This window comes from Paranoxybacillus vitaminiphilus, from assembly GCF_003259935.1.
Classification (GTDB): Bacteria; Bacillota; Bacilli; order Bacillales; family Anoxybacillaceae; genus Paranoxybacillus; species Paranoxybacillus vitaminiphilus.
In genome coordinates, this window is the sequence record NZ_QLMH01000003.1 from 49,253 (window position 1) to 70,297 (window position 21,045).

The window sequence follows — 21,045 nt, forward strand, 5'->3', positions numbered from 1 at the left end:
AAGTGATAGTATGGCAAATCAAAATCCAACTCGTGTTGTAACTGGAGAAGTCCGTTTCTCTTACGTCAATCTATTAAAACCGCGTGAAAATCAGTTCGGAGGAGAGCCGAAATATAGCGTCACAATTCTTCTTCCAAAGTCTGATGTTATGACAAAGCAAAAAATCGATGCAGCCATTCAAGCAGCCAAAGAAATTGGTAAGCAAAAATGCTGGAGTGGGGTCATTCCTCCAGTTGTGGCCATCCCAATCTATGATGGGGACGGTGTGCGTCCATCAGATGGCATGCCGTTCGGTGAAGAGTGCAAAGGACATTGGGTGTTCACGGCAACATCGAAAGTGGACCAACCGCCAAAAATCGTGGACATTCATTTGAATCCGATCATGGATCCAACTGAAATTTATTCCGGTATGTATGGCCGCATTGCCGTCAATTTTGCACCATACAACCAAGCAGGGAAAAAAGGCATTGGCTGCTACATCAGTACCAACGTGCAGAAAACGCGCGACGGTGAGCCGTTAGGGGCAGCTGCACCAGCTGCGGAAGATGATTTCGGGGGACCTGCACCACAACCAAATGTTCAAGCTCAAATGCCGTACGGTATGCAACAACCGGCACAACCGTATCAACAAGTTCCGCCAAGTTATGCACCGGGATATCAACAACAACCACAACAATATGATCCTATTACAGGACAACCTATTAACGGTGGAGTGTACGGAATATGATCCGTACACTCAACATCGACATCGAGACGTATTCATCCGTAGACATTCAAAAATCGGGGCTCTACAAATATGTTCAGAGCCCTGACTTTGAAATCCTACTCTTTGCCTATTCAGTCAATGGTGGCGAAACGAAAGTTATTGACCTGGCACAAGGCGAGCAAATACCAATGGATATCATTACTGCACTTGGCGATCCGAAGGTCACTAAGCACGCTTACAATGCAGCTTTTGAATGGTACTGTTTGAGTAAATTTTTTCATACGCCACTCGAGCAGTGGCGTTGCACGATGATTCATGGTCTGTATTGCGGATACACAGCTGGACTGGATGCGACAGCAAAAGCTTTAGGACTGCCACAGGAAAAGCAAAAAATGTCCATTGGCTCATCCCTGATTAAGTTGTTTTGCACACCAACCACTCCAAACAAAAAGAACGGAGGGCGAACGAGAACACTTCCACACCATGAACCAGAGAAGTGGGACCTTTTCAAAGAATACTGCCGGCAAGACGTCGAAGTGGAAAAAGAGATTGAAAGAAGACTATCAAATTTCCCAGTTCCTCATCATGAACAGAAGATGTGGGAGTTGGATCAGTTTATCAACGTTTATGGCGTGAAAATCGATCAACAAATGGTAGATGGAGCTCTTTATATAGATCAGTTAGCCACAACTCAATTGATGGAAGAAGCCGTATCCATTACGGGGCTAGACAACCCGAACAGTGCTCAACAGGTGATGAAATGGTTATCCGGTCAAGGTGTGAATGTGGACAACCTTCAAAAAGAAACCGTATCAAAACTCATCAAGGAAACAACCGGCAATGTCAAAAGAGTGCTGGAAATACGTCAAGAGTTGGCCAAAACAAGTGTAAAGAAGTACCAAGCAATGAAAGAGGCAGTTTGTGAGGATGGACGAGTAAGAGGGCTTCTCCAATTTTATGGAGCCAACAGAACTGGTCGATGGGCAGGCAGACTTGTCCAAGTGCAAAACCTTCCTCGGAACTATCTTGAAACCCTGTCTCATGCTAGAGAATTGGTGAGACAAAAGAAATATGAAGCTCTGAAACTCATCTACGGAAATGTTCCCGATACACTTTCACAACTCATACGAACAGCGTTCGTTCCGAGTGAAGGAAACATCTTTGTCATCTGCGATTTTAGCGCAATCGAAGCGAGAGTCATTGCATGGCTAGCCGGTGAACAATGGCGGCTAGACGTGTTTAATACACACGGCAAAATTTATGAAGCTTCGGCTTCCCAAATGTTTGGTGTCCCGATTGAACTCATTAAAAAGGGCAATCCAGAGTACGAGTTGCGACAAAAAGGAAAAGTGGCCGAACTTGCATTAGGTTACCAGGGCGGGTCTGGCGCGTTAATCTCAATGGGCGCTTTAGATATGGGACTAACGGAAGAAGAACTTCCGGACATTGTGCGGCGCTGGCGGGCTTCGAACAAACGCATTGTTGATTTATGGTACAGCTTAGAGAATGCAGCGCTTTCCGTCATGAGAACGGGGCAGCCGGCAGGGGTAAAAGGATTAATTCTTGCAAGAGAAAGTGACATCATCAACGGTTTAGACTTCTTAACAATCACCTTGCCAAGTGGACGGAAATTATTCTACGCCAAACCGTTTTTGGCAGAAAACGAATTTGGGAAAGAAGCTTTGTATTATTATGGCTTGAACCAAACCTCTAAGAAATGGGAAAGAATCTCTACGTATGGCGGGAAACTCGTGGAAAACGTGGTGCAAGCCATATCAAGGGATTGCTTGGCCGAAAGCTTGAAACGTCTAAGCCTAGCAGGCTATCAAACTGTCATGCATATTCACGACGAAGTCGTGTTAGAAGTTCCAAAAGAGAAAGCAGACCTGGACCGAATCGCCGCGATAATGGGCGCGCCGATTGAATGGGCGCCAGGTCTACCGTTAAAAGCTGAAGGTTTTATTTCAGAATTCTACAGAAAGGACTGATGCAAATGCTCGCATACGAAACATTCATGAAACACGCTGCTAAAGTAACGAAAAGCATCAAAGAAAGCGTCAAAGAGAAAAATCCAGCTTTGATTGGGGTAAAACACTTTGCCAACGGCGATGCGGTTGTAAGTGATGCAATTCGCATTTACCTGGCGAAGAGGATACATGATCGTACTGATGAAGCGATTATCACGCCGGACGGAAAGAAAGTTAAAACGGCATATCCAGATATTTCACGGTTTTTCAGAGAAGATGAACCTGGACAAGAAGTAAAGCTTGATTTGCCAGAAATTTTAACAGCTACAGACATTATATATTCAGTCGGACGTTTGGCGAAAGAGCTTGTTATTTGTGAACTAAAAGAGGATCATATTCGTTTTGTTTCGCATGAACTAAAAATCTTTTACTCATTACCAATCTTTCAATTTAATGTGTATATGAACGTTGAATATTTGCTCGATGCTCTAAAACTAATCAAAGCTAGTAATTCTAAAACAGTTGTTTTGAAATTTTATGACCGTCTCAAACCCTTACGAATTGAGAATGAAGATGGTTCATTACTCATTCTTATATTACCGATTCGGATGTATTAAAGGAGGTGCTCTCATTGAAAATCATAAGCGGTAACTTTGAAAATTTAAAGTCAGAAATGAAACTGCACCTTGAAAATGTCAAAAGAAAAATAAAAATCTATGAATCAGAACGAAAACGGAAAAAGTATTTGAACGAATACGAACAAAAGAAATTGCAAGAATTATATAACCTAAAACGGATTTATACGCCGACAAATGTTTTACCGGTAAAAATTAACGGCACGAATCTGGTGATTGATTTTAAAATCTATCAATCTTTTATGAAAAAGATTCAACCTTTTACATTTCAAATTATAACATCGTCTAATCGATTATGTATCGAATACCAAACCGACACTCATTCTAAAGGTTGTTTAGAACTGTATGATTTATCCTCTTTCTTTTCCAACTTTCAAAACATTCCCGTTGGAGGGATAGACAGAAAGGAGCGCTTATAATGTCTGACTTAAAAGACATTATACTGCGAAAAGGTAGTATTCAAACAATGTCTTTTGAACAAGTTTTTCAGCGCTATCAAAACTTACTTAAAAAGAAAGCTTATTCTTGGTCTACTACTTATAGATATGAATTTGATGAATTGTTCCAAGTTGCTTCAATCGCTTTATGGCAAGCATATAGAAAATACGACTCTTCTAAATATCCAATCCCTTTTGGTGCACTTGCTGTCAAATATATTGATTACTCTCTATTAGCTTATCACAATAAACACAAACCTAAATTTGATCGGGAAACTTCCCAAATTAAATCCATAATGAGTCTCCATCAGCTTGTCATAGACAAAGATGGGGAGGGAACGGAGCTTATGGAACTAATTGGGCAAGAAGAAACGTTCACAGAGGAAACCGTTGACCGAATTGTAATTGATAGCTTGTTTAAGAAATTCTCTAATCAGCAGAGACAAGATATTTTAGATTACATCAACGGTCATAAATTTAAGGAAATGGCTGAATCAAAAGGAGTTTCGAGCCAGGTCGTTTCATCAAGAATTCGAAGCTCTTTCTTAAAATTCCGTACCATGTATATAAAGGAGATGCTCTCATGAGGGGATCCACTTGGACAGAAGAAGAGAAAGAGTTTTTAGCAAATAACTGGCACAAAGGCCGTGAATATTGTGCAAAAAAACTAAATCGCACCGTGACCGCAGTAAACGTTAAAGCTAAACGTATGGGATTAGGTGGGTGTATAAAAAACTCCCACTTCTTAACTGCACAAAATGTTGCTGATTTGCTCGGGGTGGATATTAAACGCGTCTTAAATTGGGTTCAAAAAGGTCTTCTTCGTTTTAGTCTTGCGAAAGCGAAACGAAAAATTTATTTAATAGAGCTCGAAGAGTTGGAAAGGTTTTTAAAAGAAAACCTAGATTTATGGGATAGTAGAAAAATGAAAGGTTCCTTATGGATTAATGACCCTGATTGGCTTGTACAAAAGAGAAAATCTGACCGTTCCAGACCTGCCAACGAGGGTAAGAAATGGACGCCAGAGGAAGACAAAAAAGCTATCTCTCTTTTTAAAACAGGAGATTACACTTACGCACAAATTGGTGAATTGTTAGGTCGTAGTGGTAATTCGGTAGAAAGACGAATAAGCCGACTGGACGTTTGGGGAACAGGAGAGTTCATCAGGGATAAGCGATGACTGGAACAACTATTTTACAGGTGTGAAAGGAGCGAATAAACAGTGAACCTTCAAAAATTGTTTGAGTTGCAGCGCCATTTGGATGAACGGATTATTCGTGAAAAAGGTCTCGGAGAAGAAGAGTTGATACCTAAAAAAATAATGGCCTTTCTCATAGAGTTGGGTGAACTGGCCAACGAATTACCGGAAATCTTTAAATTTTGGAGCAATAAGAAAAACAATTACGAAAAAGCACTGGTTGAATATGTTGACGGTTTACATTTTCTTCTGTCTATCGGACTAGAGCAAGGCGTTCTATATCAATGTATGACTATTCATCCGATTAAGCAAGCAACAGTATTCGAACAGTTTGCTGCAATATATCTTTATGCTAGCGCTTATTGGGCACATGGTTATAGTCGTTTGTTTAATGCTTACATTGGACTTGGTGAGATGCTCGGTTTCACCTGGGAGCAGATTGAGAAAGCCTATATGCAGAAGAATACGGTGAATCACCAGCGCCAGGAGAGTGGGTATTGATGAGCCTGCGACGCAAAATCAAACGTGAGAGGGAGGAAACAGCTTCTCCCTTTCGCCTAGAGATCATGACTGCATGGAATCGTGGATTTGACGCAGGAGCCAAGCGACAAAATGAATTGGATACAAAAATTATATTGGAGTGGCTTGGAAAATTGGAAGAAATCCCGGGAATTGGGTCAAAGATGGCATGGAGAATCCGGGAGCATTATTTGGAGTTCATGAAGGGGAAGAGAGAGGAATAAAACAAACGATGATACGTAGTACGAAGATGATATGTAATTGGCAAATCTCATACAGGAAAGAGAGGGAAGGCAATGCTCAAACCGATTACTCAAGAACAAAAATTATGGTACTCCATTGGATATTTAAAGGCTCGAGTGGAATGTTTATCAGAAAAACACGGAATCTCGAAAGAAGCCGTGTTTGATATGCTAGTCCAAGAACTCAAGAAGCAGTCTCCAAACAGTAAAAAGAACTAGGTGATCCTTTATGCAATACGACAGACAAATCACAATATCAGCTGCAGGGAATCGAAAAGCCACGCAATGGCCAGCTCAAACGCTGTATTGGTCAGAGATGGTGGACAGGCTCCGTACAGCCGTACGAGGTACGGAAACCCTGGCGGAATACCTCAAATTACCCAAACGTGAACAGGATGAATTGAAAGACGTCGGTGGGTTTGTTGGCGGGAAACTGGCCAACAATCGCCGAAAAGCCAATCACGTCATCGGCAGGGACTTGATCACGTTGGATATGGATAACATTCCTGCCGGTGGCACGAATGACGTGTTACGTCGTCTTGAAGGGCTCGGCTGCGCGTATGCGGTGTACAGCACCCGTAAACATGAAGAAGCAAAACCGCGTTTACGGGTGATTGTCCCGTTGAACCGAACAGCCACAGCCGATGAATATGAGCCGTTGGCAAGAAAACTAGCTTCTATCATTGGTATTCAGTTCATGGACCCAACCACATTTCAAGCGCATCGACTCATGTATTGGCCATCTTGTTGTGCAGATAGTCAATATGTATTCCAGTACGCAGACAAGCCATTTCTTGATGTAGACGGGTTGCTCTCGTTATACAACGATTGGCGGAATATCGACGAATGGCCGCAAGTGCCGGGAGATGAATCCAAACATGTTCGGCTGGCGGCCAAGCAAGGCAATCCTCTTGAAAAATCAGGCGTCGTCGGGGCGTTTTGCCGCCAGTACAACATCCATCAAGCGATTGAAAAGTTTCTCCCTGGCGTTTATGAGCCGGTTGACAGCGATATGAACAGATACACCTATGTTGCCGGTTCAACCGTCGGCGGTGCTGTTGTGTATGAAAATGGACTGTTTCTTTATTCCCACCACGCCACCGACCCTTGCAGTGGTCGGTTAGTCAACGCCTTTGACCTAGTCCGTTTGCACAAGTTTGGCGATCTTGATGACGAAGTGAAACCGGATACCCCGACCAATCGCTTGCCTTCGTTTACGGAGATGTGCGCGTTTGCCTTGAACGATGCGGGCGTGGCGGCCATCATCAACCAGGAACGGTATGAAAGAGCTTTAGAGGATTTTGGGAAAACGGATGAACATGTTCCAGCGAAAGAAAACGACCTGAACTGGATTAGAAAGCTCAAAATTAGTCCAACTACAGGCCAACCGTTGAAAACGATTGAAAACATTCTGATCGCAATGGAAGGGGATCCTCAACTAAAAGGGAAAATACGGTTGGATACGTTTTCTGATACGATTGTCGGAATAGCCCCGTTTCCATGGGCGCCAAGGGAAGATGAAACAGGGATGTTCCGGTGGACCGGCAAGGATGATTCCGGGCTGGCCATATATATTGAAAAAATACTAGGCTTTCAGTCGCGCGAAAAGCTCGAACATGCTTTGAATCAATGTGCTTCTAAGAACCGATTTAATCCTGTGGTGGACTATTTAAACAGCTTAAAATGGGATGGGGTTAAACGATTAGATACTTTATTTATTGATTACTTAGGGGCGGCTGATACGCCTTATACAAGGGCTGTTACACGTAAATCTTTTGTTGCTGCAGTCGCAAGAGCGATGACGCCAGGCATTAAATATGACACCATGCCCGTTTTAACCGGCGCGCAAGGATTAGGAAAAACGACTCTCATTCAAAAAATGGGGAAATCTTGGTTTTCCAACAGTATTGAGACCTTTGAAGGAAAAGAAGCCGTGGAGTTGCTGCAAGGGGTCTGGATTGTAGAGATTGGAGAAATGAGCGCTTATAACAAGTCGGATTTGAATGTGATTAAAGGCTTCTTAAGCCGGACGGAGGATCAATACCGGGCGGCTTATGCAAGAAAAGCTGAAAAACACCCGAGACGCTGCGTGTTTTTTGGAACTAGCAACCGATATGACTATTTAAAGGATTCGACCGGCGGTAGACGTTTTTGGCCAGTTGATGTAGGCATACAAAAACCAACTAAAAATGTTTTCACCGACTTAGATGGGGAAGTGGATCAGTTGTGGGCAGAAGCCGTGATGTATTGGCGGCTGGGCGAGTCGCTGATTCTAAGTGGCGAACTTGAGGAAGAAGCGAAAAGACAACAGGAAGGACATGCTGAGCAGGATCCAAGAGAAGGCATGATTCGAGAATTCGTGGAACGAAAAGTGCCAGTTGATTGGCAGAAACGAGATATCGGGTCAAGAAGACTCTACTGGTCATCGGAATTCGGCAAGATTGAAACCGAAACAGTGGAACGAGATCGAATCTGCGCAGCCGAGATATGGGTAGAATGCTTGGGTGGAGAAATTCGCAATATGAAACGATCTGATACAATGGCCATCAACGATATACTAGACAAAATCGAAGGGTGGCAAAAGCAGAAAAATCCTTATCGATACGGGCCTTACGGATTAATAAAAGGTGGATATATCCGCACGAAATAAGAACGTGCGTTTGTATACTTTCTTAGTATACTTTGACTTGTTTTGTATACTTACCAAAAAAAGGTAACGTATACCTTGTATACTTTGAAAAAATGAGAAAGTATACAAGAAAGTATACGCCCAATTCCTTGATACAGCTATTTTTATTATATTTTGTATACTTTGTATACCTTATATAAAAGAAAATAAAAAAATAGAGGATTTAGAGAAATTAGGAGCGTGTTTATACTGCCTAACGCCCTATTTTTACACTATATATGCGCATATGGAAACAAAGTAGACAAAGTAGACAAGCAAGGAGGCATTGGTCGGTGAGAGAAAAAGAGATTGAAGAATATCTACGCAAACGAGTGAAGGAACACGGGGGCATTGCCTACAAATTCGAATCGCCAGGGAATGCAGGAGTGCCTGACCGCATTGTCGTTTTTCCGGGCGGCCGTATCATCTTTGTTGAGTTGAAAGCGCCAAGGAAAAAGCCGACAAAGTTGCAACTGGCGCAGCATCGAAAACTAACAAATTTGGGATGTACGGTTTTAGTCATAGACAGCAAAGAACAAGTAGATGAATTCATCAAGTGTTACGGATAGAGGTGTTGGAGAATGAAGTTTATACCGCACGCATACCAGCGATACTGTATCAATCGACTACTAAACACGCCCGCGCTCGGCTTGTTTTTGGATATGGGCCTTGGCAAGACGGTTATTACGTTAACCGCCATCAATGATCTAAAATACAATCGATTTGCGGTCAACAAAGTGCTAGTCATCGCACCGAAGAAGGTAGCCGAAAGCACGTGGGACCGAGAAGCGAAAAAGTGGGATCACTTGCAGTTGTTGCGTTTTTCCGTTTGCTTGGGATCTGAAAACAAACGGATCCGGGCACTGAACACACCAGCCGATATCTACGTCATCAACCGGGAGAACGTGCCTTGGTTAGTCGAGTATTATCGGAATCAGTGGCCGTTTGATATGGTCGTCGTCGATGAGTTTTCGTCTTTCAAGAACCATCAATCCAAGCGATTCAAAGCGTTGAAGTGGGTACGGCCCCACATCAAACGGATGGTGGGACTGACCGGGACGCCGGCGCCAAACGGGTTGTTGGATCTTTGGGCGCAAGTGTACCTGCTGGATGGCGGACAACGGCTGGGAAAAACCATCACCGGATTCCGGGAACGGTATTTCGAGCCGGACCAACGGAATCGCGATCGAGTATTTACATATGCACCGAAAACCGGGGCCGACCAAGCGATTCAAAATCTCATCGGTGATATTTGCGTCAGTATGAAAGCAGAAGACTATTTAGAATTGCCGGATATCATCTACAATACAGTGCCGGTCAAGTTAGACAGTAAAGCCAAAAAAGCCTATAACAAGTTGGAAACTGAAATGCTTCTTCAAGTGGATGGCGCCACGATTGACGCCGGATCCGCCGCGGTTCTTACAAACAAGTTACTGCAGCTGTGCAACGGCGCCGTCTATGACGAAGATCGAAACATCGTCAATATCCATGACTGCAAGATTGAAGCGTTTATGGAGTTGATTGAAGGATTGAATGGGAAACCTGCCTTGGTGTTTTACAATTTTCAACACGACAAAGATCGTTTGATAAAAGCTTTGGCCAAAACAGGTTTAAGGGTAAGAGAGCTAAAGACACCGCAAGACGAAACAGATTGGAATAACAGACAGATTGATATTTTACTAGCCCACCCAGCAAGCACGGCATACGGACTAAACTTGCAGCAAGGAGGAAATCACGTCATTTGGTTTGGACTTAATTGGAGTTTGGAACTCTATCAGCAAGCAAACAAACGTCTTCACCGGCAAGGACAAACTGAAAAAGTCATCGTTCACCATTTAGTGGTTGAAGGGGGAGTGGATGAAGACGTGGTAGCTGCTTTATCAGATAAATCAAGCACACAAGAACGTTTGTTGCAAGCGTTGAAAGCGAGAATTGAAAAGGTGCAGGAGGGTGCATGACGTGAAACTAAGTGAAAAGCAAATAGAGACGATTTCGAAAATCGCCGCACAAGCAGTTTTAGAACATCTTGAAAAAGAAAGACAAAAACAAGAAAAAGAGAAACGTGATCGTCGTTTACGAAATACAAAATTGCTTTTAAGAAACTACCGAAATTTTAAACGTCATTGCGAATCAATCCCTCAAGAGCTGAAAAATTTAGACGAGCATTTGCAGTTGGACGAGTGGGGGAAAGAGGAACTAGCGATTGAATCGATCAAACGCAGTAAAGAACGAACGATGGCGATGGTGAAGTTCATCGATAAAATGTTGGCAGTTTATAAAGTGATGTGTGATTTGTCTGAAAAAGAAGAAGACAAGCGAAGTTATCAAACAATATATCTTTTGTACATTTCCGATAAAAAATTTACAGCAGCCGAAATTGCGACATGTCATAAAACTGACATTCGAACGGTTTATCGAGATGTAGAACGAGCGTGCAAAGCCTTGTCAACACTGATATTTGGAGTTGATAGTATCAGATTCTATGAATGACAGTTCGTGTCAAAAAGACGTCATTTACAGGTCTATAGGACAGTGCTATGATGATAGTGTGACAAAGTTTATAATCAGCTAATTAGGATGAAAGCAATCCGAATCGGATTGCTTTTTTATTTATTATTTCCTCCCATTTCGAGTGTCCGGCTTTGAGTCGGACACTTATTTTATCGCATTGGGGTGATCGGGATGTTTAAGTTATACGAACAATTATCTAACGATGAAATTCAAAAACTAAAGAAAATAAATCATACAAAAAAGACGGAGAAAATGAGCAAACGAGATTGGTTAGAAATTATGGGAGTCAATCGCCCGAAATATAAACGTGTTCGTGGGGCGATTAGGAGGAAGTAATTTATCGGTATTTTTGATGACTTCGTCATCAAAAATACTACACACGCATCGTTTTTTCCTTCAAAGAATTTTGTCTTGTTTTGTCGAACGGATGATGTAGGAAAATGATTCCTTTTGTCTAATTAAGTAGGTGAAAGGAGGCTTTTGTATGGAATTAGAATTAAAGAGAATAGGTCAACTAATCGCACCATGGGGAGGTACCCGTACATCCGTTGAGTTTTTCAGAAAATACCGCGAAGCATTTGAGAAAGTAGAATCTAAAGTTCATAGCTTAGAAAGTTTTGAGATATCTAAGTAAAGCATCTCTTCGGAGGTGCTTTTTTATTTGGAGGCAGGTGAGAATGTAGATGCGAAAGTTGACAGAAAAGCAAAAACGGTTTGTAGAGGAGTATTTAATTGATTTAAATGGAACACAGGCTGCGATTCGTGCTGGCTATAGTCCGAAAACCGCAGCTGAACAAGCTTCACGATTGTTAAAAAACGTTAAGGTTCGCGCGTATATAGACGAACGCATGGCGGAGCTTTCAAAGCGGACAGGTGTTAATCAAGAGCGTGTTTTGCGAGAATTGGCCCGTATCGCATTTGTGAACGCTCCAGACCTTATTGATATGACAAATGCAACCATTCGTGAAGACGCTACGATTGATGATACAGCTACAATCGCAAGTGTAAAAGTAAAAATCATTCCGACAGAAAATGGCCAAGGGGTGGAAAGGGAAATTCGGTTAGCCGATAAAATCCGAGCACTTGATTTGCTTGGAAAACGATTTGCAATGTGGACCGAACGCCAACAAATCGACGCAAATTTTGGCATCCAAATCATCGATGACATTGGTGGGATAGATGAAGCAGATTAGACTTTCTGAAATCTTCACGCCGACATTCCAAAAGGTCTGGGCGCTTGTGAAAGAACAGTGTTACTTGCGTTATGTTATGAAAGGTGGGCGTGGGAGCGCAAAGTCTACGCACATCGCCATGATGGTGTTGCTACTTATTATGAGATTCCCAGTTACGGCGTTAGTTGTTCGGCGTGTGGGGAACACGCTGGCGGATTCGGTACTGGAACAGTTGAAAGAAGCGATGGAGATATTAGGTGTGACCGAGTATTTTCAGGTTACAGTCAATCCGATGCGGATTACTTATCTACCGAGAGGAAACCGTATTTTGTTTCGTGGCGCCGATGATCCACAAAAAATCAAATCGATTAAAGCATCGAAGTTCCCACTGGCAATCATGTGGATTGAGGAGCTGGCCGAGTTTAAGACGGAAGAAGAAGTGTCCGTCATCGAAAAATCGGTGTTACGCGGACAGCTGCCGCCAGGAATACGTTATACGTTTTTTTACAGTTACAACCCGCCGAAACGGAAACAGTCTTGGGTCAATCAAAAGTATGAAACGCAATTTGTCCCTGAAAATACTTTTGTCCACCATTCAACGTATCTGGACAACCCGTTTTTGTCAAAGGATTTCATCGAAGAGGCGGAGCATACGAAACGAACGAATGAAATGAAATATAGACATGAATATCTTGGTGAACCAATTGGTAGTGGTGTGGTGCCGTTTGATAATTTGGTGTTTCGAACGATTACAGACGGTGAAATTAAACGATTTGATAACATCCGCCAGGGAATTGACTGGGGTTATGGTGTGGATCCGTTTGCGTTTGTGCGTTGGCACTATGATAAAACACGGCGAACGATTTATGCGATTGATGAAATATATGGTGTGAAGCTGTCGAATCGTGAAGCAGCCGAAAAAATCAAAGCAAAAAACTATCATCTCGAACCGATTATTGCGGACAGTGCCGAACCAAAGTCGGTGGATGAGATGAAGAAAGAGCACGGCATTCCGCGAATTAAAGGCGCTAAGAAGGGGGCGGGAAGCGTGGAATACGGCGAGAAGTGGCTTGATGACTTAGAAGCGATTATCATTGATCCGAAGCGCACTCCAAACATTGCGAGGGAGTTTGAATCGATCGATTACCAAGTTGACGCAGACGGCAATCCAAAACCAAAGCTGGAGGATAAAAATAACCATACGATCGATGCCACACGGTATGCGTTTGAAGATGATATGAAACGGCCATCCGTATCAATCTTGAAATAGAGGAGGTGATCGCGTGCTAATAGAAGATTTATTTCGAGCACCTTGGCATGAGCGAGCATTGGCGGAGTTGGCCAAAGGAATGATGACGGATGAACAGCTTTTGGCGGCTGTGGTTAAAGACTGGGAAACCAGCGAACAGCGACAGCTTATGTTGCTTGGCGAGCGATATTATCGTACAAAAATGGATATCGAGAAGAAGAATCAAGACATTACGTGGCGCTCGAATCAAAAGCTGGCGCATGATTTCGTGAAGAAGCTCGTAAATCAGAAAGTCGGATACTTGCTTTCAAAGGAGCCGACGATTGCGACAGAAAACAAAGACTATCGCAAAATCATGCAAGATATGTTTGATAAGCGTTTGCTCAAAGTGATTAAAAATCTCGGCAAAGAAGCGATCAATAAGGGGATCGCTTTTTTGTATGTGTACATCGACGAGCAAGGCGAGCTGGCGTTTAAAAAGATTCCGAGCGAGCAAATTATTCCGTTTTGGAAGGATAACGATCACGAGGAGATTGCGTCGTTTATTCGTGTGTATGAAGAAGTAGTGTACACGAACACGCAAAAGCAAAAACAAAAGAAAGTTGAGTATCACCATCCAAAAGGGATCAAATACTATGTGCTGGAAGCTGACACACTCGTTCCAGATGTGTTGGCCGGCGTAGAAACCAATTTTCATTTTACGATCGATGATCAACCATATTTGTGGGAGCGTATTCCACTCATTCCATTTAAGTATAACGAAGAAGAGCAGCCACTCATTGATTGTATCAAGTCATTGATTGACGATTACAATTTGCAAGCATCGGTAAACGCGGACTTGTTGGCAGATATTCCGAATTTCATCTACAAGCTTGTGAATTACGGCGGCGTTGACTTACAAGAATTTCTAAACGATTTGAACCGATATCGGGCGGTAAAGTTAGATGAAAACGGAGATGTAGGTAAGCTACAAGCTGATTTACAAACAGATGCAGTGGAAAAAGAGCTGCTTCGAATCCGCAAAGCTATTTATGAATTCGGTCGCGGTGTCGATACCCAGGATGAAAACTTAGGCAACGCAAGTGGCGTGGCGTTGCGATACCGGTACTCGGATTTAGATATGGACTGCAATATTCTCGAAACCGAATTCCAGTCCAGCCTTGAGCAATTGATTTGGTTCATCGACCAATACTTGCTTATGACCGGAAAAGGCGATTTCACGAACGAACCGATTCAAATCATTTTCAACCGCGACATCATCATCAACGAGTCAGAAGTGATCGCCAATTGCCAGGCGTCGGTTGGCATTCTTGACGATCAGACGATTCGTGAAAATCATCCGTGGTACACGGAGCAAGTGGAAGAACGATTGAAGAAGCAGCAGGAAGAGGAGCGAATGTATAACGGCTATCAAGGAGCGTTTCGGCAGCAAGCGAAGGATGGGAACATGAATGAGTAGCCGGGAGTATTGGGCGCAGCGTGCCGCGCAAAGAGAACAGGAAGCGCAGTTGATTGCCGACAAATACCTGGCGCAGATGCAGCAACGATTGAAGGAAGCACAGCGCGATATTTTGCAGCAGATTGAAGCATTTTACGCAAGGTATGCGAGAGATAACAAAATTTCATTGTATGAGGCTAAAAAGATTTTAACGTCTCAAGAAATCGAAGAATTTAAGAAAGTCGATTTGGTCCGATTTCGCGCCATGGCCCTCGAGGGAAATCCACAGTATGAAAATTTGTTAAACGCCATTAGTTATCGCGTTCGAATTTCTCGTTTAGAACTGCTTCATGCGCAAATCGAAATGATCATGCTGGATTTATACGGTGGAAAAAACGGGTTGCAACACTACACGTATACCGGTTTGGTCGATGTATATCACAACTCGTACTATCATTTCATGTACGACTTTGCGATGGCTGGTATACCTGCAAATGTTCAAATACTCGACGACAGCACGATGCGCGAAGTGATGTCCTATAACTGGAGTGGCAAAGAGTTTTCGGAACGAATTTGGGGACATGAGCAAGAAACAATGCAACAAATTCGAAAGTCGCTCGAACAAAGCTTCATCATCGGCCGGTCCATCGATCGGACGGCCAAAGAAATTGTGAGAGTGACGGATGTGGCATACTCGCGTGCTGAAGCGCTAGTGCGAACAGAAGCAAGCTTCTTTCATAACTTGGCGGCGCACAACAGCTATCGTGATGCGGGAATGGAGAAATATGAGATTTTGGCCACGCTCGATATGCGAACATCGGATATTTGTAGATACCAAGACGGCAAGGTTTATAACGTGAAAGATTACAAACCAGGAACAAATGCACCACCGTTTCATGTACGCTGCCGAACGACGACGATTCCGTATTTTGATGAATCGGAATACACACATGGCGAAAAACGTCAGTCGATGAATGGGTTGGTGGATTCCGTTTCGTATGATGAGTGGTATAATAGACACATCAAAGGGAATACACTGGAGATAAGGAATCCTGGACAGTACTCCAAGCAATATCTTCAAAAAATGAATGATACCTTTAAATATTTTAAAAATGAAGGATTTTCCTTTAAAGAACATGCTGTGAATCGTGTGCTGGGTCAAAAACAAAGCAAAGGAAAAAGAAAATTTACAAAAGAAGATGTTTTAGATGTGCTTAAGACAGGAAAAAGATATCATCAAGCAGAGGGAGATAAAACGGTTTATTTTAAAGACGGCATTGCGGTAATACAAGCTAATGATACCGGTGAGATCGTTAGTATTGTTGCTCGTTCAAAACCAAAAGAAGACTGGAGGGAAATCGATGGATGATTTATTGAGGTGTGTTGAAGATTATCTTGAAGGGGATTTGCCGCCAGAGCAATTTTCTTATGATTTTCCTGCTATGTATGCCTCATATTTCGATAATGCAGATTTAGATGAAAAGTATATCGATGCGTTTGATGATATTTCGGAAGCATGCAGTTGGTACGAACCAGATCCGATTCATAGGCAAGACTATAGTGACTACATTGGAGAAGAAGAGTTGAAACAAGTTGTGCAAGAAAAATATCAAGTGATTAAGAATTTGCTAGATAAAAGCACCTAACCAAACAAAACGGTTATGTGCTTTTTTATTTCCTCTCGTCTTTTTACTATTTGTAGACGTTAAAGAACAAAAGGGTTCGTGGCCGTAACCACGTAAAAAAACGTAGCCAGGAGGAATGGAAATGAAACGCGAATTTCTTGAAAGTTTGGGGTTGGAGAAAGAAACCATTGACAAAATCATGGCCGAGCATGGGAAGTCCGTTGAAGCTCACAAGACAAAAGTCGATGAGTTGAAAGCCAACCTTGATGATATGAAAAAGCAGCTTGAGCAGCGCGACAACGACTTAAAACAGCTAAAAAAGCAAGCTGAGGGAAATGAAGAGCTACAAACGAAGCTTGCGGAATTAGAGAAGCGATATAAAGACGAGAAGGCAGCATATGAGGCAAAAATCAAAGAAACGCAACTCAACAGCGCGATTAAACTCGCGATCAACGGAAAAGTGCATGACGCCGATTTAGTTGCTTCGCTTCTCGATAAAAATGCAATTGAATTAGACGAAAACGGCAACATCAAAAAAGGACTGGATGAGCAGTTAAAGACACTGCAAGAAACCAAGTCCTTTTTATTTGTGCCTGAAGACAGCAACCAACCAAAAATTACAGGTATCAAGCCGGCTGAGGGGAGCCCGAGCGCTGGTAATGAACCAGAAGATCCATTTTTAGCAGGATTTAATTCTATTTAAAACAAACAGGAGGTTGTGAACTATGCCAATTAACTACGCTGAAAAGTATGCACCGTATGTTGATGAACGTTTTAAAAAGCAATCTCTTTCGGAGGGGGCCATCAACCAAGATTTAGAATGGGTCGGAGTTGAAACAGTCAAAGTGTTCTCGGTTCCAACGGTGCCGATGCAAGATTATACACCAACAGGAACCAATCGTTATGGCACGCCGGCCGAATTGGAAAACAGCGTGCAAGAAATGAAAGTGACGCGCGACCGTTCCTTCACATTCACAATTGATAACAAATCAAAACAAGATACGATGGGTGTCATGGAAGCAGGCAAGGCACTTGCTCGTCAGATTGATGAGGTTGTTGTTCCAGAAGTGGACATCTATCGTTTTGCAGTCATCTGTGCAAATGCTGGGAATACAGCTGTGGCATCGATCACAAAAGATAACGCATATGAAGCATTCTTAGATGCAACAACAACACTTACTGACTTAAAAGTGCCGTTGGTTGGCCGTGTGGCCTACATTGGTCCGAATTTCTACAAGCAAATTCGTTTGGACCCTTCATTTATCAAAGCGTCTGATTTAGCGCAAACAGCATTGATGAAAGGGCAAGTTGGGGAAATTGACGGCATCCCTTTAATTACAGTACCTTCTTCTTACTTGCCAGCTAACGTGGAATTCTTTATTACGCATCCAATGGCTACGGTGGCGCCTATTAAACTAACAGATTACGTTACACATGAAAATCCACCAGGCATTAATGGTACGCTTGTTGAAGGCCGAATCCGTTATGATGCGTTTGTGTTCGAAAACAAAAAGAACGCCATTTACGTACACCAAAAGCCAGTAGTGTAAGGAGTGAGCGATTTTGAAAAAGTTTAAAAATGGAAGTAAAATTTTAATCGCAAACAACGATGTTCAAGAAGCTGCCTTTAAAAAAGCCGGATATGAAGAAGTGGAAGAAAAGCCGGAAAAAGGGACGAAGAAACCGACGGAGAAGGCAGCTGAATAACGATGACAGTCCTTGATATTGTCAAAACCAAGCTGGACAATCCACCGTCTGATGATCGCTTGCTCTTGTATATTGAAGAAGTGGGGCAAGCGATTAAAAATTTCTGTAATCGCGATGATATCCCGGACGAACTGAAGTATGTACATGCCAACATGGTTGTCGATATGATTCGTTTGGAACGCAAAAATGATCCCGATTCATCGCAAGTGGTAAAGTCCATTAAAGAAGGTGATGTACAAGTGGCGTTTGATACGGCTGAAAAAAGTCAAGGAGAGAAAGCGACAGAAGCAATCTTAAATACGTATCAAACGCAGCTGTATCGCTTTCGCAAAATGAGGTGGTAGCATGTTGGTTCGGGATATTTTTTTAAAAGCAAAATCGGCGGTAGAATTCATGTACGATAAAACAGCCGAAATTCGACGTTATGAAGAATATCAAAAGCTAAACGGCGCGGATGGAATGGATTGGGTGACAAAGCACCAAGGAGTGCCTTGTCGCCTTTCCACTGTTGGAATGCAAACATTCAACAACACGGTTCAAGATGAAGTGAATGCGATTCAGTATTATGTCAAACTATTCATGTCAAGCGAATTTGATGTGCGAGCTGGAGATGAGTTTATTGTAGATGGAGTAAAATATGAGTCTGCAAAAGAGCCATTTGTGTATGTAACCCATCAAGAGGTGTTATTAATTCGAAAGGGTTATGCATAATGGGTTATGAATTCAGCGAAGTGCGGTTATTGAAGCAGCGTTTAGTGGAGCTCAATAAAATCGCTCACCAAGTGCAAATGAAAGTCGCTCAACGTATTGCACAGTTGGCCATCCGAAAGGTAAAAAAGCTAACGCCAGTTGATACAGGGAATCTGAGAAACAATTGGAAATATTATGTGCTGAGCAAAGGAGATACGTATTACATTCACATTTACAATCAAACGGAATATGCTTCTTTTGTCGAAAATGGACATCGAATTGTCATCGCCGGGCAAACCGTCGGCTGGGTAGAAGGACGGTTCATGTTGAAACTCACGATGAATGACATACAAAAAATCGCCCCGAACATGTGGAAACGGGAGATCGAAAAGGAGATGAGGCGGATCTTTGGAGATTAAAGCACTCATCATTCAACAGATTAAACAAGTGTTTGGAAATGTTAGAGTATACGACGAGAAAATTAAGCAGGGGCTTCAAACTCCTGCTTTTCTTGTACGTATGATTCAGTCTGAACAAGAACGGAAAATCAAAGGACAAGTGTGGCGGACGTATTCATGGAATGTTGTATATTTTCCACAATCGACCGAAGTGGATAGTGAATGCGATGACGTGTTTGAAACGTTTCAAACGGAATTCCAATATATCGCCAACAAGTATCATGTGCATCGATTAGAAGGGGTAAAACAAGACGATGCACTTGTAATCACATTCGATGTGTCTATACGCCTGCAAGAAGTGACGGACGAAACGAAGATGCAAACGTTAGGAGGTGTTTGGATTGGCCAAACAAACTGAAAAACAAGTGCGATATGGAAAATCGGCTTTTCTTCATGCACCGGAATATGCAAAAAACCGTTTGTTGCTTGAAGTTCTTTTAGATGATACGAAAACGTACACGAAAGAAGAAGTGGATTCCCTCTTAAATGAATGGAAAAAGAAGGAGGTTAAGTAATAATGGCCGGTGGCACATGGAAAACACAAAACAAAATTCGTCCTGGTGCTTATATCAACTTTGAAACGAATAGCCTAAACACAACGGTGCCGGATGCCAATGAAGTAGTGGCTATTCCTTTAAAACTAGACTGGGGCGAAACGAGGAAATTTGTGAAGGTTACACCTAACACGAAGTTTAAAGAAGTGCTTGGGAAAGATTTAAGCAGCATTGTTCCAGTTCGTGAAGCGTTCAAAGCGACTGGCCAAGTGCTGATTTTTAATTTGAACAGTGAAGGAACGAAAGCAACAGCAACCGGTGGAGGATTAACGGCTACAGCCAAATACGCTGGATTGGACGGTAATAAAATTTCTGTCGTCGTTACGGTGAATTTAGATGGGACCGCAACGGTGAAAACATACTTTGACGGGGCTGTCGTTGATACGCAAACGGTGGCGGATATCGCGGAACTGCAGCCAAATGCGTTTGTTGCATTCAGTGGGCAACTGCCGATATCCGATGTCACGTTGACGCTAGCTGGCGGAACAACAGGAACGACAACGAATGATGCGTATGCTGAATTTGCGGCAGGTCTTGATACACAAGATTTCAAGGTGGTCGCTGTTGGTACGGACGATTCAACAGTGAAAGCGCTGCTGGCGCTCAAAGTAAAAGAATGGCGTGAGAATTACGGCAAAAACGTTACGCTCGTCACCAACAATTACAATGCTGCCGATCATGAAGGTGTGGTTTCCGTTCTCAACGGTGTTACGCTTGAAGGAAATGAGCAGCTATCGGCAAAAGAAGCGCTGTATTGGTATGCGGCGGCCTATGCGAGCGCTGGAACAAATTCGCTTACCTATACCGAATATCCGGGCGCGGTAGATTGCGAGCGTAAAACACACGAGGAAATCGAACAGGCGTTGAAAGATGGCCACATCGTCTATACATTCAATCGCGATGCGGTCGTTGTAGAACAAGACATTAATACGTTCCGTTCATTTACGCCAACAAAAAATCAAGATTTTCGCAAAAACAAAATTGTCCGCGAAATGGATATCGTTTCAGACAATACGCAGTATATCTATTCCAAATATTTCATCGGGAAGGTAAACAATAACGACGATGGTCGTAACCTGTTCAAAAAAGAAATTATGAAAACAGTGCTGGATCCACTGGTACGTGTCGGTGCTTTGGAGCCTTACAATCCAGATGAAATCGTCATTCAGCAAGGCGATGAAAAGGACGCTGTGCTGGTGAACATGGGTCTAAAATTCGTCGATGCGATGGAAAAACTCTACATGACCGTTGCATGTAAGTAGAGATAAC

29 protein-coding genes are annotated in these 21,045 nt (G+C 42.7%); all 29 read left to right on the forward strand.

Going from position 1 to position 21,045, the window contains the following annotated elements:
• The first annotated feature begins 10 nt into the window (after positions 1-10).
• Entirely contained in the window at positions 11-727 is a 717-nt protein-coding gene (locus tag B0I26_RS05080) for a DUF2815 family protein (protein WP_111644384.1), read from the forward strand.
• Positions 727-2,694 carry a DNA polymerase gene (locus tag B0I26_RS05085; RefSeq protein WP_220084970.1) on the forward strand — a complete coding sequence of 656 codons (1,968 nt, stop codon included), beginning with the start codon at positions 727-729 and terminating at the stop codon, positions 2,692-2,694. Before B0I26_RS05080 ends, B0I26_RS05085 begins: the two co-directional genes overlap by 1 nt.
• Complete coding sequence (locus B0I26_RS05090; RefSeq protein ID WP_111644386.1) at positions 2,694-3,290, forward strand: hypothetical protein; 597 nt, start codon at positions 2,694-2,696, stop codon at positions 3,288-3,290. The genes B0I26_RS05085 and B0I26_RS05090 overlap by 1 nt, the downstream gene beginning before the upstream one ends.
• 14 nt (positions 3,291-3,304) lie before the next feature.
• Positions 3,305-3,727 (forward strand): hypothetical protein, encoded by a 423-nt coding sequence (locus tag B0I26_RS05095; RefSeq protein ID WP_111644387.1) that lies wholly within the window; start codon positions 3,305-3,307, stop codon positions 3,725-3,727.
• Positions 3,727-4,332: a sigma-70 family RNA polymerase sigma factor gene (locus B0I26_RS05100; protein WP_111644388.1), complete on the forward strand. Its 606-nt coding sequence runs from the start codon at positions 3,727-3,729 to the stop codon at positions 4,330-4,332. The genes B0I26_RS05095 and B0I26_RS05100 overlap by 1 nt, the downstream gene beginning before the upstream one ends.
• On the forward strand, positions 4,329-4,925 hold the full coding sequence (locus tag B0I26_RS05105; protein WP_111644389.1) for a sigma factor-like helix-turn-helix DNA-binding protein: 597 nt from the start codon (positions 4,329-4,331) through the stop codon (positions 4,923-4,925). The genes B0I26_RS05100 and B0I26_RS05105 overlap by 4 nt, the downstream gene beginning before the upstream one ends.
• Positions 4,926-4,967: 42 nt before the next feature.
• Positions 4,968-5,444 (forward strand): dUTP diphosphatase, encoded by a 477-nt coding sequence (locus B0I26_RS05110; protein WP_111644390.1) that lies wholly within the window; start codon positions 4,968-4,970, stop codon positions 5,442-5,444.
• Positions 5,444-5,686: a hypothetical protein gene (locus B0I26_RS05115; protein ID WP_111644391.1), complete on the forward strand. Its 243-nt coding sequence runs from the start codon at positions 5,444-5,446 to the stop codon at positions 5,684-5,686. Before B0I26_RS05110 ends, B0I26_RS05115 begins: the two co-directional genes overlap by 1 nt.
• Positions 5,687-5,758: 72 nt before the next feature.
• Complete coding sequence (locus B0I26_RS18200) at positions 5,759-5,923, forward strand: hypothetical protein (protein WP_181502726.1); 165 nt, start codon at positions 5,759-5,761, stop codon at positions 5,921-5,923.
• A gap of 10 nt (positions 5,924-5,933) precedes the next feature.
• A complete protein-coding gene (locus B0I26_RS05120) occupies positions 5,934-8,354 on the forward strand; it encodes a virulence-associated E family protein (RefSeq protein WP_111644392.1) in 2,421 nt (806 codons plus the stop codon).
• A gap of 311 nt (positions 8,355-8,665) precedes the next feature.
• On the forward strand, positions 8,666-8,941 hold the full coding sequence (locus B0I26_RS05125; protein WP_111644393.1) for a PDDEXK family nuclease: 276 nt from the start codon (positions 8,666-8,668) through the stop codon (positions 8,939-8,941).
• A 12-nt stretch (positions 8,942-8,953) separates the two neighbouring features.
• Complete coding sequence (locus tag B0I26_RS05130; protein ID WP_111644394.1) at positions 8,954-10,330, forward strand: SNF2-related protein; 1,377 nt, start codon at positions 8,954-8,956, stop codon at positions 10,328-10,330.
• Between the two features lies 1 nt (position 10,331).
• Positions 10,332-10,862: a hypothetical protein gene (locus B0I26_RS05135; RefSeq protein ID WP_111644395.1), complete on the forward strand. Its 531-nt coding sequence runs from the start codon at positions 10,332-10,334 to the stop codon at positions 10,860-10,862.
• A gap of 192 nt (positions 10,863-11,054) precedes the next feature.
• Positions 11,055-11,219, forward strand: a complete 165-nt coding sequence (locus B0I26_RS18205; RefSeq protein WP_181502728.1) for a hypothetical protein — start codon at positions 11,055-11,057, stop codon at positions 11,217-11,219.
• A 148-nt stretch (positions 11,220-11,367) separates the two neighbouring features.
• Positions 11,368-11,517 carry a hypothetical protein gene (locus B0I26_RS18210; RefSeq protein WP_181502730.1) on the forward strand — a complete coding sequence of 50 codons (150 nt, stop codon included), beginning with the start codon at positions 11,368-11,370 and terminating at the stop codon, positions 11,515-11,517.
• Between the two features lie 49 nt (positions 11,518-11,566).
• The gene (locus B0I26_RS05140) at positions 11,567-12,076 is read left to right on the forward strand and encodes a terminase small subunit (protein WP_111644396.1); all 510 of its coding nucleotides are present in this window, start codon (positions 11,567-11,569) and stop codon (positions 12,074-12,076) included.
• Entirely contained in the window at positions 12,063-13,325 is a 1,263-nt protein-coding gene (locus B0I26_RS05145; protein WP_111644397.1) for a PBSX family phage terminase large subunit, read from the forward strand. The genes B0I26_RS05140 and B0I26_RS05145 overlap by 14 nt, the downstream gene beginning before the upstream one ends.
• A gap of 13 nt (positions 13,326-13,338) precedes the next feature.
• Complete coding sequence (locus tag B0I26_RS05150) at positions 13,339-14,763, forward strand: phage portal protein (RefSeq protein ID WP_111644398.1); 1,425 nt, start codon at positions 13,339-13,341, stop codon at positions 14,761-14,763.
• Positions 14,756-16,111: a minor capsid protein gene (locus B0I26_RS05155; RefSeq protein ID WP_245934713.1), complete on the forward strand. Its 1,356-nt coding sequence runs from the start codon at positions 14,756-14,758 to the stop codon at positions 16,109-16,111. Before B0I26_RS05150 ends, B0I26_RS05155 begins: the two co-directional genes overlap by 8 nt.
• Positions 16,104-16,388, forward strand: coding sequence for a hypothetical protein (locus B0I26_RS05160; protein WP_055358623.1), 285 nt, complete (start codon positions 16,104-16,106; stop codon positions 16,386-16,388). Before B0I26_RS05155 ends, B0I26_RS05160 begins: the two co-directional genes overlap by 8 nt.
• Before the next feature lie 121 nt (positions 16,389-16,509).
• Entirely contained in the window at positions 16,510-17,070 is a 561-nt protein-coding gene (locus B0I26_RS05165) for a phage scaffolding protein (RefSeq protein ID WP_111644399.1), read from the forward strand.
• Between the two features lie 22 nt (positions 17,071-17,092).
• The gene (locus B0I26_RS05170; protein WP_111644400.1) at positions 17,093-17,917 is read left to right on the forward strand and encodes a N4-gp56 family major capsid protein; all 825 of its coding nucleotides are present in this window, start codon (positions 17,093-17,095) and stop codon (positions 17,915-17,917) included.
• A 13-nt stretch (positions 17,918-17,930) separates the two neighbouring features.
• A complete protein-coding gene (locus B0I26_RS18215; RefSeq protein ID WP_181502732.1) occupies positions 17,931-18,074 on the forward strand; it encodes a hypothetical protein in 144 nt (47 codons plus the stop codon).
• A 2-nt stretch (positions 18,075-18,076) separates the two neighbouring features.
• Positions 18,077-18,418, forward strand: coding sequence for a head-tail connector protein (locus tag B0I26_RS05175; RefSeq protein ID WP_111644401.1), 342 nt, complete (start codon positions 18,077-18,079; stop codon positions 18,416-18,418).
• A 1-nt stretch (position 18,419) separates the two neighbouring features.
• Positions 18,420-18,785, forward strand: coding sequence for a hypothetical protein (locus B0I26_RS05180; RefSeq protein ID WP_111644402.1), 366 nt, complete (start codon positions 18,420-18,422; stop codon positions 18,783-18,785).
• The gene (locus B0I26_RS05185; protein ID WP_111644403.1) at positions 18,785-19,183 is read left to right on the forward strand and encodes an HK97 gp10 family phage protein; all 399 of its coding nucleotides are present in this window, start codon (positions 18,785-18,787) and stop codon (positions 19,181-19,183) included. Before B0I26_RS05180 ends, B0I26_RS05185 begins: the two co-directional genes overlap by 1 nt.
• Complete coding sequence (locus B0I26_RS05190) at positions 19,173-19,580, forward strand: phage tail terminator family protein (RefSeq protein WP_111644404.1); 408 nt, start codon at positions 19,173-19,175, stop codon at positions 19,578-19,580. The genes B0I26_RS05185 and B0I26_RS05190 overlap by 11 nt, the downstream gene beginning before the upstream one ends.
• A complete protein-coding gene (locus tag B0I26_RS18220) occupies positions 19,555-19,737 on the forward strand; it encodes a hypothetical protein (RefSeq protein ID WP_245934714.1) in 183 nt (60 codons plus the stop codon). The genes B0I26_RS05190 and B0I26_RS18220 overlap by 26 nt, the downstream gene beginning before the upstream one ends.
• A gap of 2 nt (positions 19,738-19,739) precedes the next feature.
• Positions 19,740-21,038, forward strand: a complete 1,299-nt coding sequence (locus B0I26_RS05195; protein WP_111644405.1) for a phage tail sheath subtilisin-like domain-containing protein — start codon at positions 19,740-19,742, stop codon at positions 21,036-21,038.
• Positions 21,039-21,045: the final 7 nt, after the last annotated feature.

Excerpts from the sequence above, each read along its gene's own strand:
- B0I26_RS18210 (WP_181502730.1), top strand. The coding sequence starts at position 11,368 with ATGGAATTAGAATTAAAGAGAATAGGTCAACTAATCGCACCATGGGGA.
- B0I26_RS18200 (WP_181502726.1), top strand. The coding sequence starts at position 5,759 with ATGCTCAAACCGATTACTCAAGAACAAAAATTATGGTACTCCATTGGA.
- B0I26_RS05140 (WP_111644396.1), top strand. The coding sequence starts at position 11,567 with ATGCGAAAGTTGACAGAAAAGCAAAAACGGTTTGTAGAGGAGTATTTA.
- B0I26_RS18205 (WP_181502728.1), top strand. The coding sequence starts at position 11,055 with ATGTTTAAGTTATACGAACAATTATCTAACGATGAAATTCAAAAACTA.
- B0I26_RS05090 (WP_111644386.1), top strand. The coding sequence starts at position 2,694 with ATGCAAATGCTCGCATACGAAACATTCATGAAACACGCTGCTAAAGTA.
- B0I26_RS05105 (WP_111644389.1), top strand. The coding sequence starts at position 4,329 with ATGAGGGGATCCACTTGGACAGAAGAAGAGAAAGAGTTTTTAGCAAAT.
- B0I26_RS05120 (WP_111644392.1), top strand. The coding sequence starts at position 5,934 with ATGCAATACGACAGACAAATCACAATATCAGCTGCAGGGAATCGAAAA.
- B0I26_RS05100 (WP_111644388.1), top strand. The coding sequence starts at position 3,727 with ATGTCTGACTTAAAAGACATTATACTGCGAAAAGGTAGTATTCAAACA.
- B0I26_RS05195 (WP_111644405.1), top strand. The coding sequence starts at position 19,740 with ATGGCCGGTGGCACATGGAAAACACAAAACAAAATTCGTCCTGGTGCT.
- B0I26_RS05165 (WP_111644399.1), top strand. The coding sequence starts at position 16,510 with ATGAAACGCGAATTTCTTGAAAGTTTGGGGTTGGAGAAAGAAACCATT.
- B0I26_RS05155 (WP_245934713.1), top strand. The coding sequence starts at position 14,756 with ATGAGTAGCCGGGAGTATTGGGCGCAGCGTGCCGCGCAAAGAGAACAG.
- B0I26_RS05180 (WP_111644402.1), top strand. The coding sequence starts at position 18,420 with ATGTTGGTTCGGGATATTTTTTTAAAAGCAAAATCGGCGGTAGAATTC.
- B0I26_RS05160 (WP_055358623.1), top strand. The coding sequence starts at position 16,104 with ATGGATGATTTATTGAGGTGTGTTGAAGATTATCTTGAAGGGGATTTG.
- B0I26_RS05130 (WP_111644394.1), top strand. The coding sequence starts at position 8,954 with ATGAAGTTTATACCGCACGCATACCAGCGATACTGTATCAATCGACTA.
- B0I26_RS05115 (WP_111644391.1), top strand. The coding sequence starts at position 5,444 with ATGAGCCTGCGACGCAAAATCAAACGTGAGAGGGAGGAAACAGCTTCT.
- B0I26_RS05175 (WP_111644401.1), top strand. The coding sequence starts at position 18,077 with ATGACAGTCCTTGATATTGTCAAAACCAAGCTGGACAATCCACCGTCT.
- B0I26_RS05170 (WP_111644400.1), top strand. The coding sequence starts at position 17,093 with ATGCCAATTAACTACGCTGAAAAGTATGCACCGTATGTTGATGAACGT.
- B0I26_RS05185 (WP_111644403.1), top strand. The coding sequence starts at position 18,785 with ATGGGTTATGAATTCAGCGAAGTGCGGTTATTGAAGCAGCGTTTAGTG.
- B0I26_RS05080 (WP_111644384.1), top strand. The coding sequence starts at position 11 with ATGGCAAATCAAAATCCAACTCGTGTTGTAACTGGAGAAGTCCGTTTC.
- B0I26_RS05145 (WP_111644397.1), top strand. The coding sequence starts at position 12,063 with ATGAAGCAGATTAGACTTTCTGAAATCTTCACGCCGACATTCCAAAAG.